This is a genomic window from Anaerolineales bacterium, from assembly GCA_015075625.1.
Classification (GTDB): Bacteria; Chloroflexota; Anaerolineae; order Aggregatilineales; family UBA2796; genus UBA2796.
On record JABTTZ010000003.1, the window covers coordinates 677671 to 692642 of the forward strand.

Sequence of the window (14972 nt, forward strand, 5' to 3'; positions counted from 1 at the left end):
TGCTTGGGAGAATGGGTGAATAAAAAACGGCGGGCAATAGCCCCGCCGTTTTTTATTGTGTGGGATATTTATAGGATAAGCCGGCAAAAGTATCCTCAGCGCCAAAACACTGGGGCAAGATAGTTTGTTGGGGTTAACAAAGCAATTGCCAAGAACGTATTTCAAAAAAAACTATCCCCTACCTCCTTTCCCTGCAAGCGGGGAAAGGGGGTAAACAACCCCTCTCTGTGTTAGGGCTGAGGAGAGGACATGTTTTCAAGTGAACCTTATGTCTGGGATAAAGGGTAATCCTAAACACAAGGTTTGGCGTTGAACAACTTGCACGAAGTAGCGCAAGCCTTCCCGAAACAAGCTCCAGAGCCGCCGGAACGACCCGTCGGGACGACGAACGAGCGGTTGGGCGATACCAGCAGCAACGGCTTGGCTGCCGAGGGCGACCATCCACGTGTAGGCAATGGTCAACAGAACCAGCCGGTTGGCGATATGCTGCTTCCAGCAGGGCGCGAATCATCTCCACCTGTCCTTCGGCAAAAAAGGCTGTTAGGTCGAGCGCTTTATTAGCGAGCCAGCGGCGAAAGCGCCGCGCCGTACTCTCTACCTGTTCTCCGCAACTCGCCGCCCGCGCAATCGCTCCTTGCTGACAGTTCTCCGCTTGAATCACCCCATAGCTAAACAGGCTTACATTTTGCTGCTGCCAACCATTGAAACACGGTAGATGGGCTGACAAGTGCTGCTCTAATTGGTACAGTAGTTTGTAGTTCATCGTTCCTCACTGGGTTTCTTGGTCGATTTCCAGTTTGAACGATGAACTCTCTATTTTTCAACCCGCCTTCCAAACATATCCTCTCCTCAGCCGTAGACAGGGAAAGGGGAGAAATTCTGCGGGCAAGGGGGACAGGGGGTGAGAGCAATTGCATAACAGATGCGGTTTGGTAAGAGTTACCCCCCGATGGGGCGTCCAAAGGGTAATGATGGCTTCAATAAGGATAAGATCAGGATGCCTCTCACCCAGAATGAGGATTTGAAAACAATCCTCAGCGAGACAAAGACAATCGCTGTTGTCGGTTGGTCGAACAAAGCGAACCGCCCTAGCAACGAGGTTGCTGCCTATCTAACATCTGCTGGCTACAGTGTCTATCACGTGAATCCGGTGATCGCCTCGACGCCGGAACAGCCCGTCTATGCGACGCTTGCCGAGGTTCCCGTCCCGATTGATGTGGTGGACGTGTTCCGCCGTTCAGAGGATGTCCCCGATGTGGTGGAGGCAGCAATCCGTGTGGGGGCAAACGTTGTTTGGATGCAGGAGGGAATCACAAATGACGCCGCTGCGCAGCGTGCCGAAGATGCCGGGTTGAAGGTCGTCCAAGATCGCTGTATGAAGATAACACACCGAAAACTGATGGGCAGCTAAATGCATTTTGACGTATTCACCATTGCCGCACTCGTCCGCGAGTTCAACGAGATACTCGTTGGGGGAAAGGTGCAAGATACCCTTGAATTGGGCAGTGAGGCACTTGGTCTGGAAATTTACGCGGCGCACCAACGCCAATACCTGATCGTCAGTGCCGATCAGCAAACCGCCCGCGTTCATCTAGTGAGGGAGCGTGTCCGGCGGGGGGTAGAAAACCCCTCCCCCATTGGACTTATGCTGCGCCGCTATGTGGAAGGCGGGCGTTTTGTGAGCGCCTCTCAACCGGATTGGGAACGTGTTATGCGCCTTGAGTTCGTTGGGGCGGAGGGCGCACTGACGCTGATTGCCGAGCCGATGGAACGACGGGGGAATATCCTCCTGCTGCGGGATGGAATCATCATGGATTGCGTCCGGCGGGTGGGCGCTGATGAAAACCGCTTTCGGGTGAGTTTGCCCGGTCACCCCTACAATCCGCCGCCGCCGCAAAGCCTGAAACGCGCCCCAACCACACTGACCCTTGCCGACCTCAGCGAGAGACTAGACGCCGACCCAGGCAAACTGGCATGGCGCGTGCTGACCGAAAGCCTTTTAGGGTTCAGCCCCACACTGGCAAAAGAGGTGATCTATCGGGCAGCGGGGCGTGTGGATGGGGTGCGGGCGGGAGATGTAAGCACCCGCGCTTTGTTAGGCGTGATCGACGGGCTGGTTGGCGCGCTTATGGCGGGGCAGTTCACCCCCGGTGTGTGCCGCCAGAACGGGGAAATCTCTGCCTTTGCCGCTTATGAATTGACCTTCCTCCCCGGTTGGGAGAAGCGCGAATCGATGAGCGCGGCGCTGGCAGATTACTACGGTGCGCCCGTTGGCGAGGAAGCCTATGAAAATGCCAAAGCGCCCGTCCGCGCCCAACTAAACGAAGCGCTGGAAAAGGTGTCCCGTCGCGTTGAATCGCTCCAACAGCAAACCCGCGATGATCGGGAGCGGGAGCGGCTGCGCCAAAGTGGGGAATTGATCCTCGCCTACCAATATCAGGTGGGGAAGGGGCAGACGATGCTCAGCGCTCAGTATGATTTTGACGCACCGCCGTTGGAGATCGCCATCGATCCCCGCCTGACGTCCGTCGAAAACGCAAAGGCGTATTTTGAGCGCTACGAAAAGGCAAAGCGTGCCGCTGCTGAGATTCCCGCCCTCTTGAAGGCGGCACAGGCAGAATTGGACTATCTGCGGCAACTCGATACGGATGTGACGCTTGCCGCGAATTACCCAGAGATTGGCGAGGTGCAAGAGATTCTCCAAGCGCATGGCTATTGGCGGGGAGCGCGGCACGCTCACCCACGCGGGGGGAAATCAGCGCCGTTGAAAATTGCTACTGGAGAAGGGTTTGTCATTTGGGTGGGGCGCAATTCCCGCCAGAATGACGAGGTGACCTTTGGCAAAGGGCGTCCAGAGGATATATGGCTGCACGCACGGGGTGTACCGGGTGCGCATGTGATCATCAAGAGCGGAGGGCGCAGCGTCCCGCTTGGGGTGTTACAACGGGCGGCGAACCTTGCCGCCTATTACAGCGCGTCAAGGGCAGAGGGGCGCGTGTTGGTCGATGTGACCGAACGCCGCCATGTGCGGAAGATGCGCGGCGGCAAGGCGGGGATGGTCACCTATCGGAATGAACAGCCGATGGAGGCGATTCCGGCGGAGGCAAAGACCGAGAAAGCCGATACCACCACCACGCCCCGCTGAGGGCAAAGAGGGCGCACATCGCTTGGGAGATGTTTACCCCACTAATAAGGGACACATTATCTCGGAAGAATTCAAGGATAAACCGTCCGCCGCCGTAGAGGATGAGGTAGAGCGCGGCAATACGCCCGCTGTCCTTCCCATCCGGTGTGGGGGCAATGCGCCGCCTGAGAATCATCAAGGCAACAAAGACAGCCGCCCCCAACGCCGATTCCCATGCCCAGAGGCGGGGTAAATCCCCATTCGCCCCAATGCCCCAGTAGCCGATACTCTGCCCAAGTGCCAGCGCGGGCGCAGCGAGATCAAACCAGCGGGCGGCGGGCTGTTTCAGATAGTGGGCAAAGCGCCAGAGCATGAACGCGCCGCCGAGGAGCGCCCCCAAAAAACCTAAACCACCCGCCCACACCGCTACCGCACCTTGATTCAGATCAAAGAAGTGGGTGATCTGCCAGCCCGCATCACGCCCGATGAGGACGGCGGACTGCGGGGGGAACACAACATACCACGCCCGCGCCCCCAACAAGGCACCGGGGACGATCCATGCCAGTGCCCGCCAGACAACCCCACGCGGCAAGCCAGCCTCTTTTGCCAAGCGCCCCGCCAGCCCCGTGCTAACAAGCACCGCTGTGATGAGGAACAAGCCGAACCAGCGGAGGGTAACGCTTCCGAACTGAACGCCATCGAGGGTGAAGGTCATGGTTGCTCTTGTTTTGTCTCGTGACGAAACGCCTCCATGAGCGGCAGACCATCCACGAGGCGGTTGAGCAGAACGAATTCTTTCTTTCCCGCCCGCGCCACCGGATTAACCTTGAGAACATCAACATACCCCTCGGCTGGATTGGGCAGCACATCGGGGTGGATATGAAAGCGCAGCACTTCGCAAATGACAAGAGTATTGCGCGAAGGGGCGGGCATGGGGTGAATCTCGCGCACGGCACATTCGAGGGCGATCTTTGCCTCGGCTATGCGGGGCGGGCGGACGACCTCTGAGGGGAGAGCTGTCAGGCGAGTTTCGTTGAATTCATCGATCTCGGAGGGAAATTCTAAGCCGCTGAGTTCTATTTGGGGGATGAGCGATTCATCGCCAATGTGAATGACACATTCGGAGACGGCACGAAGGTTGTTGAGGGTATCTTTCACCCGTCCATCGCGGTAGACGCCGACGGAAAAGACGACCATCGGCGGGAGGGAACTCATCGCGTTGAAGTAGCTGAAGGCGGCAAGGTTGCGGATGCCCTCGGCGCTGAGGGTAGACACCCACGCCACAGGGCGTGGGGTGATGGTGGTGGTGATCAGGTTGTAAACGACGTTTGGTTGGAGCGTCTGTGGGTCAAAGGTGAGCAATAGGATGACCTCATGAGAAGATGAACGGACACCTTCTCAATTGTAACAAAGAGGTTACGCTAACCCCTTCTCTAATTCCCGTTGGAGGCGATTCGGATCGTAATCTTGATGAACGTACATGAGATCACAAATGGTTACTGCCAAACGGATCAATTCGCGGATATTGATTTGGCGATTTTTAAGGCTTCGTGAGAGCAACGCAGAGGTTTCCCTGAGAAGATTTTGGTAGCGTTCTTTGGACGGGTTGCGATAGTCAAAGGCAACGCTATGATAGCGTAGAACCATCTTCAGAAATTTATCAATGTCTTCTTTCAAAAAGCGATTGTCTAAACGAACGACCTGAGAGGGGGTAAGCCATACTTCAACGGGCATCCGACTTTCGCTTTCGGTGGAGGCGAACAAAAAGAGGAGGTGTGCGTCGTCGGTGAAATTGACCGGATAATCCGCCCGCAGGTGATTGGGAATGGTCTCAGGATCGATCAAGCTGGCAGAGGGTCCCATCGCAGCGTGAATAAGCGCTTTGAAGAAGGCATCGGCACGCTCTCGCTGGGCTGTTTTCAAAAGTGAATAATGTTCGGACTCGTCAATCAAGACCACCAATCCGGCATAGCCAAGAGAGGCAGCTAAAGCGCTTATGGCTGTCAAGAGGTAGGCATATTGACGCGCCACCTCGCCGTTGACATAGAGAGGTGGCGGTTTTTTGAAGAATTGCCGCATGGCAGCCGTAGGTTTGATTTGAGCGCTGAGCCAATAAGCGATGTCTTCGGCAGCTTGGGCATTGTCACACAGGGATAAGGATTCAAGGGCTAGACATAGCGGGCAATCATCAATAGGACTGCGGTTCACAAAGGCACCGAGTTGATGAGGACTTTCTAGCGCCTTTTGCAAAAGGGGTTTCAAGCCGCCTTCATCATGATCCGGGTAGCGAAGCGAGGCGATCAGAGATCGATAAATCTCGCGTGCCTTGCCCGGCGGCACTTCAACGAGATCAAGGCTGGTATTGGCAACCAAAAAATTTTTTTCAAGGGCTTTCTGGGCGGTTAGCTCAACAAAATGGCTTTTCCCAAAACCATAGTCAGCAATGACTGCCATTGCCTCGCCGCCGTGTTCCAATGCCCGTGCGATGGCACGATCAAGGCTTGTTTGTTCTGCCTCCAAGCCAATGGTGAGGTCTTTGACCTGTTTTATCGGGACGACACCCGCACGCAGCGCCTCTAACGTCTGACGATTCAGGAATTGATCGGTTTGGGGTGGTGGAGGGACAGGATGATACCCGTTGTGGGTTGGGATATGGGCGTGAATGGACTCCGCCTCGAATTCATGGGAATGGAGGCGATAGCGCTGTCCTGAGGCGAACTTCACTTCCCAAATATAGCCACCCATAATGCTTTTGAGAAGGATGCCTTCACCAAGAGTAGGGTGTTTCACCCGACGTGCGGTTGTCATGATGGACGTTCCTGCTTCATCGTCTACGCATTATCGGCGTCAGGATATTCAGTCAATGCATCGCCCTCGCCCTGAATGATCTTTTGGGCGTCGCTGCTATTCAGCCTTTGTTCACCTTCTTCTTTTTGTCGAAACCATTCCCCAACCAACGCCTTGACGAATAACCGTCGATGGCTAATGGCTAAAAATGATTTCATGGAGGCTTCAGCAAGCACCATGATGTTTTGGGTTTGTATCTCGTGATTCATGGACGTGCCAAAGGCAACCTCGAAGATGGGAAGTAATTTTTGCCCAATCTGATTAAGCAGATCGGTATCAGCCATATCCAAATGGTCAAGGTTGATCTGGGGGCTGAAGGGGTTGGAGCGGGAAAAATAGCCGGGTGCTTGCACACGCTGCTGAAGGGCGGGGTATTTAGGAATCACATTATGGATGAAATCTGGGGGAACAGCATAGACAAAGAGCGTTCCGGGTAAATCATCCCGACAGCGATCAATGACTTCCCGCAGGTTGTCTGTGGCAGCCTTTTCCGCTTTACCACTAAGGCTCAACATACGATCCCCTTCGTCAAAGAGGAGCGCCAAGCCATTACAACCAAAGACACGCACCATTTGGCAAAGAGAGCGGAGCATTTTAAAGGCATTGTTTTTGGTGATCTTTTCCGTCACCCCAATCTGCCGGAGTTCCTTCATGTCATCAGGGCTGCTCTCCTCGCCATGCAGCCAACGCTGAAGGGCATCCAGTTTTACCTCCCCATTTCCCAAAAGAGCATCCACATAGCCAATGATCGCTTTATGGTAGCTGAGGCTATCGCTTGGCGTGGTGAGAAGGGTTTGCCGAAGTGCCTGAATATCCGGTAAGGACAGCACCGCCTCGTCGTACAGATTCATTCCATGCGGGCTGACAATGCGCCGTAGTGTCCCTTCAATGAAACGGGTTATGCCACGCTCATCGTCATCATCACCCTCACTGTTATGACGAATCATGGCGGAGGCGACTGCCCCGTACACTCGTTTTTGATCGTCGTAGGGGCATTCTTTAGGGCTAAGGTCAACCTTGCTAACAACGAAATTTCGCGCCCATGCCAAATCCCTTAGACAGTATAAGAAGTGTGATTTGCCACTTCCATAATCGCCCACAACAAGTTTAAAAACCGCCCCACCATCCGCCAAATAGGAGGAGAGGTAATGTTTATCGAGGGCATCTAAAATGGATTCGTTCCCTACGTTGTAGTAGCTTACTCCCCTGCCTAGTGGCGTGCCGGATTGCCCTAAGACCTCAATGATTTGGCGGGCAAGTCTTGGTTCGGGGGCTTCGGGCATTTCAATCACCATGAGGTTTATTTACCCTCTTTCTGAAAGACAAGATCGCCAACATAACGTCCATCATGGGGAGCGTTTCCGCTAACTACCCATACACTACGTTCAGCATTATCGGTGTTCGCTTTGATCGCCACATGAATAACGGCTTGGAAGCCCTTATAGGCTAAGGGTTGGTGGGCAAGATAACGATCTAAATCATAGGCAAATTGGGCGCGGGTGTAGTCCACAAAGCTATGTTTACTGGGGACAGCCCGAAAGGTTTTCGCTTGACGGAGCAAGACCATCTCAAAATAGCACTCCACGATGTTTGCCCGTAGATCAGCCCCCTCGCGCCGACCACGCACCGTATTCCATGCCTCGTAAAGGTGACGTATCCATGTTGTGCCATCTTCAGGGCGATTGATAATGGCTTTTTGTTCACGCTCATAGGCTTTAATCAAGCCATCGACGCTGAGCGGAAGCCCCTTTGCCACAACCTCTTTGCCATAGCTCAGGGTTGCTTTGCGTTTGATGAAATCAACACTAATCTCGAATCGCCCAATGGTCATGGTGGGCGGTCTACCACCGAGTTCTAACCCTTTTTCGGCAAGGGCATCGCGCAGCGCAGCGCCAAACATCGTGCCGAGCGCCCGCTGCCCTTCTTCCAATTCGCCTTCGATCTCTCTAAACACATCGGGCAAGGCAGCATCGGTAATTTTTATTTTTTTCAGCGACTCATAAGTTTTGCCGAGCTTGACGACATCAGGATATTCGCCACGTAATGCCACTTCAAGATTACGAAGGGAAGCAACAAATGTACTGAGCGTTTTGATCTCTCGTTTAAGTTCAGGCACTAAGGGGTCAATGACTGTTTCTTTTAACTGTATATCGGCTAGACGCTGCGCTGTGCTTTGGGCTTTGCTCAGAGCCGTTTCAGAATTCAGGACGGGTGTGTACGCTGTGTAATCATTAAAGGCTTTCTGGGCTTTAGTCGATGACTTGAACGTGGTTTCGAGGGCAGTGAGAAGTGTGGTCGCAGATTTTGCCTGTTGTGCATAGGTTTCGCGCAGAGTGGCTAAGGTTTCGCGCAGTACAGTTGATGGCATAGAGAGTTTTCCTGTGTGTCACATAGCAAAAGTTTAGACTATAACTGAACGTGTGTCAACGAAATAGATACAGGTCAGTTTTGTCTGAGAGGGTATACGGAAAGAGGTGTAATGGGTAAAGAGGAAAAGATAAAGGGAAACAAGATGGCACACAAAGCCTACCTAAGTGACCTGAGCGATGCTGAATGGGCTATTCTAGAGTCATTGATACCAGCCCCCAAAAGGGGTGGTTGTCTAGCCAAGCAGAGTCGGCGGGAAATTGTGAATGCCATACAGTGATCCCGCCGCTAAAGCAGCGGGCTGAAAGCAGCCACCCCTTCGGGGCTTGGAACCCCTACCCCCGTAAACAGAGAGCGGGACTCTCTCCCTCTGTCCCTGTGTACTAGGACAAGGGGGAGGGGGTTCTTCTAGAAATGACTGTGAGAGGCACTAGCCTGAGAACCTATCACGTAAAGACGATGGAGGAGATCATTGTCCTATCACCCGTTTCGGCGCTAGTGCTATCTGCGGTTTTGACGGTTTACAGGTCGCCCTCTCTCGTCCTACAATACAAGAGATCGCTTGGATGGAGAATTCTTTATGTCACTTTATGACCTTACGAACGAAAACGCCGAACGCGGCTACCTTGTGGCGGCGGAGGTGAAACAATCTCGCCCCCTCATCCGGGCGGAAGATTCCCTTGACGAGTTAGCACTGCTGGCAAAGACCGCTGGAATCACTGTCGTTGGGCAAGCCGTCCAACACCTGCGCCAGATCGACCCCTCTACCTATATTGGGTCGGGGAAGGTGCAAGAAATCTATGAGGATGTCCAGCGTTTGAACGCCACTATCGTCCTTTTTGATGATGAGCTGTCCCCCCGCCACCAGCGCGAGTTGGAGGCGGTTTTTGGCGAATCGATCAAGGTGTTGGATCGCTCGGCGTTGATTTTGGACATCTTCGCCCAACACGCCCGCACACGGGAAGGGGCGCTTCAGGTTGAACTTGCCCAGTACGAATACCGCCTTCCGCGGCTGACACGGCAGTGGACGCACTTGGCACGGCAGGCGGGCGGCGGCGGTGGACGCGGCGGGAACGCCGGCGTGGGCTTACGCGGACCCGGTGAAACGCAGCTTGAGGTTGACCGGCGGGACATCAGCCGCCGCATCAGCAAGCTAAAAGAAGACCTTGAAGAGGTTCGCGCTCACCGCCAGCGCCACCGCGCCCAACGAGTGCGGCAAGGCGTTCCGGTGGTTGCCCTTGTGGGCTATACGAACGCCGGAAAGTCTACACTGCTGAATCGCTTGACAGGGGCGGATGTTTATGCGGCAAACCAACTCTTTGCCACGCTTGACCCAACAACGCGCCAATTAGCCCTGCCCGGTGGCAAGAACGTGCTGCTTTCCGATACGGTAGGGTTCATCCAAAAACTACCCACGACGCTGATTGCCGCCTTCCGCGCCACCTTAGAAGAAGTGGTGGCGGCAGATGTGATCATTCATGTGGTCGATGCGTCTCACCCTATGATGCGCGAACAGATTGAGACGGTGGAAGATACGTTGGCGCAGATCGAGACACCAAACCTGCCGCTCATTCTGGTGCTGAACAAGATCGACGCGCTTGAGGGGCAACCAACGCCCGATCTGAGCGGCTTTGGGGGGACGGATCGCTACAGCCGCTATGCGGCGGTTGTGCCGCTTTCGGCGCGGACGGGAACAGGGACGGAGGGGCTGCTAACGGAGATCGCTCAGGTGTTGCAAGAAGCGCTGATCGCTGTACACGTGACGCTGCCCTATCAGCGCGGCGATCTGGTTGCCTTGATTCACGATCAAGGCGTAGTGAACGAGGAAAGCCATACGGAGACGGGTGTCGTCATTGATGCCCATGTCCCCCCACGCCTTGCAGCGATTTTGGCAGAGGTCAAAATCACGGCATAATTAGAGTGTTATGCCAAGATGATTCAGGGCGCCTTTGAAGGGGACACCGTGCGATGATTAAACGACTTATCAGCGGGATCGACAAATCCCCTCGCCTCGCTGCGATCCTGAAGTGGTTTCGGACGACCCTTCCCGCCCGCCGGGGGCTTATGCTCTTTGTGGCAATGGGGGTGATCTTTCTCAGTTTGATCGTCCATATTCTGTGGGTGATCAGCGGGAGCGTTTTCCTTGCCATCTGCGGCTTTGTTTTGCTGCACTTTGCCGTTATAGGAGGCTTCTTCGGCATCTTGCTGGGAGAGGCGCTAGGGCGGGGCTATCGGGAATAGCGCAAAATACTATTGCAGTATCCTCACTGGTTGGGCTGCAACTAGCCTTCTTACAAGAAGGGCGGGCGTCGTTCGTTTACCCCTTAGATCACCACCCCCTAGTCCATCGGTAAGTACATCGTGATAAGTGGGGCTGTCAACCACTATGGGATCTATCTCCTTGAAAAATGCTGTAGGTCAATTCCCTAGCCCTTGCTCCTAGATGGAGTAGGGGTTGAATACCCTTCAGGCGGCGAGTGCCGCCATCCCCAAAAAGTAGGCGTTCGCCAAGAATGCCAGGGTGAGCATGGCGATATACCCTAAGAGGGCAAGTGCCAAGAAGATCAGGGCGATGAGGACGGCAAGGGTTGACGCTGTTGCCACAACGCTGAGAGCGAATAGAAACAGCGCCCCGGCAACAACCGAGAGTAAGATGAGTAGAAACGTCAGCAGCGTCTCATAGAGAAACAGCATTCCAAATACAGCACGCCCCCCCCGTGCGTCGCGCAGGCGCTCACCAATGGTCACATAGCTGGCAAACTGATCGCGTTGGGCAAAGCGTGTATGCCCCGTCCAGAGGACATAAGACATAAGCAGGCTGTAAAGCGCAGCAAGGGCAAAGCCCACACACCGCAGCGCCTCAAACCCACCGCCAACGCGCCCCCCCAAGACGAGCGAAACTCCAGTCAGACAGCCAATCAGAAACAAAGCAGGGATCAGATAAAAGGCTGTGGCAGCAATGCTCAGTAAGCCGCGCACGGCAATATCTGCCCAATCCCCCCATCCGGGCAAGGGTAAATCGCTCCCGCGAGCGATGTTGCGTGCGGTGGTCACCGCATAGCCAGACCAAAGAATGATATTCAGCCCCGGAACAAAGCCAACGACAAGGAAAATCAGTAATTTCTGCGCCCATTGGGGGTCTTCAAAGGGGTAGGTTACGGAGCGTCCAATATCAAACTGCATCAGCGTCGTTCCGCCATAGCCTTCAGATAACCGTCAAGGTCATCCGCCCGCAAGCCACCAATATGACGGTAGCGCACAACCCCTTCTGGATCAATGAAGTAGGTCATGGGGAGATTGACGCCCCCGTAATTTGTTGTCACCCGCCCATCAGTGTCCATCGCCACCGACATGGAGAGGTTAAGTTCCGTCATAAACTCACGAATGGTGGGGGCATCCTCAGCGCGGTTGATGGTGATCAGGCGAACGCCGCCCGGGACATCATTCGCCGCCGCGAACGTGCCATCCTGAAAGGACTGTAAGAGGGGCATTTCCTCTTTGCAGGGCAAGCACCATGTTGCCCATAGGTTGACGATCACCCACCCCCCGCGATAAGTGCCGAGATCAATCGTTGTCCCCTCTAGGGAGGCAAGCTGAAAGGGAGGGGCAGGTTTGTCTATCAGACTGAAGACGGCAAAGGTGGCGGCAGGGGGGGTGGGCGTTAGTGTCGCCCCCCCACTACCGCCGCTGATTAAAATCGCCGTGAACATCGCCAAAATCGGCATGATCAGAAAGATCACAAGGATAGGGCGTGGACGGTAAGGTGGGTAAGGGTGATTGCTCATGTCCTCACGATTTTAACGCATTCGATTTGACTTGCGCCAAGACTGCCTCCGTCAAGAGCGTAAAGGATTCTGGGATGGGAGCGGGTGCGCCAATGGGTGGAATGGTTTCCACATAGGGTAGATCGATCTCTATCCCCTCAGGAGCGGGCATCGTCTGATGTTCGGGTTTTGTCCGTTTTAGGATATGGCGCACGTGGAGATGTGCCATCGGCATAATTTTACTAAAGAAAGCCATGAATTTCTCGAAGCGCCCGACATTATCAGGGTCGGGGGTGCGCACGACAACGACCTGATCGGCATAGGGTGTCAGGTAGCAGATGATCTCTTCTGTCCAGCCGGGGACACCGATCACCAAGTTTTTGTAGCGGTTTACCAAACTTTCATAAACAAGGGTTGCCCGCATCGGCGCAGGCATAGCGGCAAAACCGGGGTTAATGATCGCCTCATAGCCGCTGGCGTGCCGCACCCGTTCGGTGATGGGGGGGATGCCATAGACTCCAGCGAGGCGTTGGGCATCAGGATGCTCTGTATAGGCGGTGGGTTCACCCGTTCCCTCAGCAATGGCACGGGCAAGCGTCGCGGCAAGGGTTGTTAGCCCTACCCCCAACCCCACGCCAATGACTAAAACAAGGTGCGTCCCCATCACCTTGCTGTAGTGGGCATCGTCGTGAATGTACCGCCCGACGATCATCCGTACCAACTCAATGCCTACATTCGGATAACGCCCCATGAGGGCAAAAACATCCGCCCGCTTCAAAAAGACCGTCTCCACTGGCGTAAGCGCCGTTGCCGAGACCCCCGCCATGCTTGCTTGGTCAGGGAGCAAGCTATATGTGCCGAACATTTCCCCAGAGCGCAAGAAGGCAAGCGCCCGCTGTGTAGTTCGGGCGGGCAAGCGCCGAGTGATCCCGACCAAGCCATTTTTGATCAGGTAAAGGTGTTCGCTCGGTTTGCCTTGTTCTTGAATGATCTCACCGGGTTGGAAGCGGCGTTCGCCTAGCAAGCGGGCAACCTCGCGGAGATGATCTTCGTTCAAGCCCCGGAAAAGGGAAGTCTGCTTGAGAAAGGTCATGTGATCGAGATCAACCTTCGTCCAAATTTCGCTGGAAAGCCCGACGGGTCCACGGCGCACCGTCCCCCGCATATGGACATGGTATTCCTTGCCGTTCGCCCCCTCAAGAACTTGAATGTAGTCGGCGCTGAGGAGTTCGGTGATCTGAGCCTCTAGGGATGCCTCATCACTGCCAAAAGACGCCGCCAACTCGGCGAGGGTTGCCCCCTTTTTGCGGGAGAGCCAATTCACAATTTTGCGCTGGGGGGCGGGCAAAGCGAGCAGATCAAGGGGGGTAATGCCCCCTGCCGAAGCAGGTGCGGAAGATGGGGCGGGCGTCTCAGCGGCGTTGGCGGCGTTTGGGTCTGGCGCAGGCTGGCGCTTGCCCAGCAAACTGCTTAATAAATCATCGCGGTTTGTCATCGAAAGCCCCCTGTCGATGGTGATTGATGGTTGCTATGGTTGGTCGTTTAGTTTTTTTCCACTTTTTTTGGTCAATTTTTGATCGCGGGGATGATGTTCCATCGGGCGCGACGGGCGTGTAGAATCGTCGCTTTGCGGATCATCAAGTGCGGTGAAGCGCATGAACGCACGCTCCAACGGACTCATTTCTTCGGGAAAATCGGTATCATCATGAAGTTCCATGATGCGATAGCCCTCTTTGATATAACTGCGAATGGTGTGCGGGCTAATGCCCATTTCGTCAGCGGCAAGCTGTGCGGGCATACCTTCCACCACACAAAGCCAAAGCGCCTGCCGGATGCGTTCCGTCATTTCGGGGAACTCACGTTCGTGGGGGAGCAGTTTCGCCTCTTGCAGCCATGCCTCGTTGGGAGGGGTGTTTGCTTGGACGCTCTCGGTGATCATAAAACGGCGGTGTTTTACGGCATAAATCACCGCCCCAACCAGTTTTAAGCGAAGGTCATTACGCACCAAAAAGCCCATGGCGCCAGCTTGGTGCGCCGCGGCTGCCCATGCGGAATCGGGGTGGTGGGCAATACACAATACAAGCAGATCGCGCACCATTCCCCGAAACCGTTGGATCGTCTCCGCCAACCCATCGGGATCGGCAAAAAGGTGAATGTCTAGGATGAGGATATTGGGATGTTCAATGGGCGAGATCGATTTCAAGAAATCAAATGCCGCCTCCACCGTCTCTGGGATGGCGATCACCCGTGTGCGGCGATCCCACGCCAAATAACTATTTATGGCGCGGCTGGCATAGAAATCCCAAACGAGAACCATCACCTTTAGGTTGAGGTAAATTGTGCTGTTTAGCATAGCGTGGTGATTATCTTCCTCGCCCGTCGTTACCTAATCCCGAACGCGCTCGGCACGGCGCAAATCAGATGGGTTAATCTCCAGCAATACAGCGCCGCAATCGCGGCAGGCTACCGCATCCAATTTGAGAAGTCCCTTCCATGGGCGGAGGTTGAAGATAGAGTTTAGCCAATTCAGGCTCAGCTTGCGGGGGGCAAAGCGCACCTGTTCAAATTTATCGCTGTAATCGACAACGATCCCCCGCGCCAAATTGGTTGACCCACAGCGAACGCACATGAACCGTTCGGGAATCACTCGGTGGGTTACATAGGGATTTCCCCCCGGTGCAACCTCCTCCTCCGGCAGTTCGGGCAGTTCTGGTATGTCCGGCATGTCGGGTGTGTCGTCGGTATAGGGTGGAGCGGGCTTTTCGGTCATGACGAAAACCTTCCTGTTTTCATGTCTTACAGGCGAGTATCTCTAGTGTACCTTACCCCGCAAGAGTTTGCTGTTTTAGGGAAATAAAAAAGACAGGGCG

15 protein-coding genes are annotated in these 14972 nt (G+C 54.7%); 5 read left to right on the forward strand and 10 right to left on the reverse strand.

The annotated features are described in order from the left end of the window. The first annotated feature begins 309 nt into the window (after positions 1 to 309). The 3 genes from HS103_17155 to HS103_17165 all read left to right on the forward strand — a co-directional run bounded on the left by HS103_17155 (position 310) and on the right by HS103_17165 (position 3145). Positions 310 to 561 carry a hypothetical protein gene (locus HS103_17155; GenBank protein ID MBE7514530.1) on the forward strand — a complete coding sequence of 84 codons (252 nt, stop codon included), beginning with the start codon at positions 310 to 312 and terminating at the stop codon, positions 559 to 561. A 436-nt stretch (positions 562 to 997) separates the two neighbouring features. Next, entirely contained in the window at positions 998 to 1411 is a 414-nt protein-coding gene (locus tag HS103_17160) for a CoA-binding protein (protein MBE7514531.1), read from the forward strand. Then, positions 1412 to 3145 carry a fibronectin-binding domain-containing protein gene (locus HS103_17165; GenBank protein ID MBE7514532.1) on the forward strand — a complete coding sequence of 578 codons (1734 nt, stop codon included), beginning with the start codon at positions 1412 to 1414 and terminating at the stop codon, positions 3143 to 3145. Here the strand turns inward: HS103_17165 and HS103_17170 are convergent. The 5 genes from HS103_17170 to HS103_17190 are packed head-to-tail and all read right to left on the reverse strand — an operon-like array spanning position 3060 to position 8339. Continuing rightward, positions 3060 to 3839 carry a prolipoprotein diacylglyceryl transferase gene (locus HS103_17170; protein MBE7514533.1) on the reverse strand — a complete coding sequence of 260 codons (780 nt, stop codon included), beginning with the start codon at positions 3837 to 3839 and terminating at the stop codon, positions 3060 to 3062. The two genes, HS103_17165 and HS103_17170, sit on opposite strands and share 86 nt — an antisense overlap. Continuing rightward, the gene (locus tag HS103_17175; GenBank protein MBE7514534.1) at positions 3836 to 4486 is read right to left on the reverse strand and encodes a flavin reductase family protein; all 651 of its coding nucleotides are present in this window, start codon (positions 4484 to 4486) and stop codon (positions 3836 to 3838) included. The genes HS103_17170 and HS103_17175 overlap by 4 nt, the downstream gene beginning before the upstream one ends. 54 nt (positions 4487 to 4540) lie before the next feature. Continuing rightward, positions 4541 to 5932 carry a DUF2791 family P-loop domain-containing protein gene (locus HS103_17180; protein ID MBE7514535.1) on the reverse strand — a complete coding sequence of 464 codons (1392 nt, stop codon included), beginning with the start codon at positions 5930 to 5932 and terminating at the stop codon, positions 4541 to 4543. A gap of 23 nt (positions 5933 to 5955) precedes the next feature. After that, positions 5956 to 7266 carry a DUF2791 family P-loop domain-containing protein gene (locus HS103_17185; protein ID MBE7514536.1) on the reverse strand — a complete coding sequence of 437 codons (1311 nt, stop codon included), beginning with the start codon at positions 7264 to 7266 and terminating at the stop codon, positions 5956 to 5958. Between the two features lie 5 nt (positions 7267 to 7271). Continuing rightward, the gene (locus HS103_17190) at positions 7272 to 8339 is read right to left on the reverse strand and encodes a hypothetical protein (protein MBE7514537.1); all 1068 of its coding nucleotides are present in this window, start codon (positions 8337 to 8339) and stop codon (positions 7272 to 7274) included. Positions 8340 to 8918: 579 nt separating this feature from the next. Between HS103_17190 and hflX the strand changes: the two genes are divergently transcribed. Continuing rightward, positions 8919 to 10253 (forward strand): GTPase HflX, encoded by a 1335-nt coding sequence (gene hflX, locus HS103_17195; GenBank protein MBE7514538.1) that lies wholly within the window; start codon positions 8919 to 8921, stop codon positions 10251 to 10253. Between the two features lie 53 nt (positions 10254 to 10306). After that, positions 10307 to 10579: a hypothetical protein gene (locus HS103_17200; GenBank protein ID MBE7514539.1), complete on the forward strand. Its 273-nt coding sequence runs from the start codon at positions 10307 to 10309 to the stop codon at positions 10577 to 10579. 225 nt (positions 10580 to 10804) lie between these two features. Here the strand turns inward: HS103_17200 and HS103_17205 are convergent, their stop codons facing one another. From HS103_17205 to HS103_17225, 5 genes are read right to left on the reverse strand one after another with little or no spacing between them, the layout of a single operon-like run. After that, on the reverse strand, positions 10805 to 11521 hold the full coding sequence (locus HS103_17205) for a DUF4013 domain-containing protein (protein MBE7514540.1): 717 nt from the start codon (positions 11519 to 11521) through the stop codon (positions 10805 to 10807). Continuing rightward, a complete protein-coding gene (locus HS103_17210; GenBank protein MBE7514541.1) occupies positions 11521 to 12123 on the reverse strand; it encodes a TlpA family protein disulfide reductase in 603 nt (200 codons plus the stop codon). The genes HS103_17205 and HS103_17210 overlap by 1 nt, the downstream gene beginning before the upstream one ends. A 4-nt stretch (positions 12124 to 12127) precedes the next feature. Continuing rightward, a complete protein-coding gene (locus tag HS103_17215; GenBank protein MBE7514542.1) occupies positions 12128 to 13597 on the reverse strand; it encodes a cyclic nucleotide-binding domain-containing protein in 1470 nt (489 codons plus the stop codon). A 33-nt stretch (positions 13598 to 13630) separates the two neighbouring features. Beyond that, a complete protein-coding gene (locus HS103_17220; GenBank protein MBE7514543.1) occupies positions 13631 to 14455 on the reverse strand; it encodes a hypothetical protein in 825 nt (274 codons plus the stop codon). 33 nt (positions 14456 to 14488) lie between these two features. Continuing rightward, complete coding sequence (locus tag HS103_17225; protein MBE7514544.1) at positions 14489 to 14872, reverse strand: hypothetical protein; 384 nt, start codon at positions 14870 to 14872, stop codon at positions 14489 to 14491. Positions 14873 to 14972: the final 100 nt, after the last annotated feature.

Bases quoted from the DNA above. Each gene is read 5' to 3' on its own strand.
- HS103_17160 (MBE7514531.1), top strand. From the start codon at position 998: ATGCCTCTCACCCAGAATGAGGATTTGAAAACAATCCTCAGCGAGACA.
- HS103_17165 (MBE7514532.1), top strand. From the start codon at position 1,412: ATGCATTTTGACGTATTCACCATTGCCGCACTCGTCCGCGAGTTCAAC.
- HS103_17170 (MBE7514533.1), bottom strand. From the start codon at position 3,839: ATGACCTTCACCCTCGATGGCGTTCAGTTCGGAAGCGTTACCCTCCGC.
- HS103_17180 (MBE7514535.1), bottom strand. From the start codon at position 5,932: ATGACAACCGCACGTCGGGTGAAACACCCTACTCTTGGTGAAGGCATC.
- HS103_17185 (MBE7514536.1), bottom strand. From the start codon at position 7,266: ATGGTGATTGAAATGCCCGAAGCCCCCGAACCAAGACTTGCCCGCCAA.
- HS103_17190 (MBE7514537.1), bottom strand. From the start codon at position 8,339: ATGCCATCAACTGTACTGCGCGAAACCTTAGCCACTCTGCGCGAAACC.
- hflX (MBE7514538.1), top strand. From the start codon at position 8,919: ATGTCACTTTATGACCTTACGAACGAAAACGCCGAACGCGGCTACCTT.
- HS103_17200 (MBE7514539.1), top strand. From the start codon at position 10,307: ATGATTAAACGACTTATCAGCGGGATCGACAAATCCCCTCGCCTCGCT.
- HS103_17205 (MBE7514540.1), bottom strand. From the start codon at position 11,521: ATGCAGTTTGATATTGGACGCTCCGTAACCTACCCCTTTGAAGACCCC.
- HS103_17210 (MBE7514541.1), bottom strand. From the start codon at position 12,123: ATGAGCAATCACCCTTACCCACCTTACCGTCCACGCCCTATCCTTGTG.
- HS103_17215 (MBE7514542.1), bottom strand. From the start codon at position 13,597: ATGACAAACCGCGATGATTTATTAAGCAGTTTGCTGGGCAAGCGCCAG.
- HS103_17220 (MBE7514543.1), bottom strand. From the start codon at position 14,455: ATGCTAAACAGCACAATTTACCTCAACCTAAAGGTGATGGTTCTCGTT.
- HS103_17225 (MBE7514544.1), bottom strand. From the start codon at position 14,872: ATGACCGAAAAGCCCGCTCCACCCTATACCGACGACACACCCGACATG.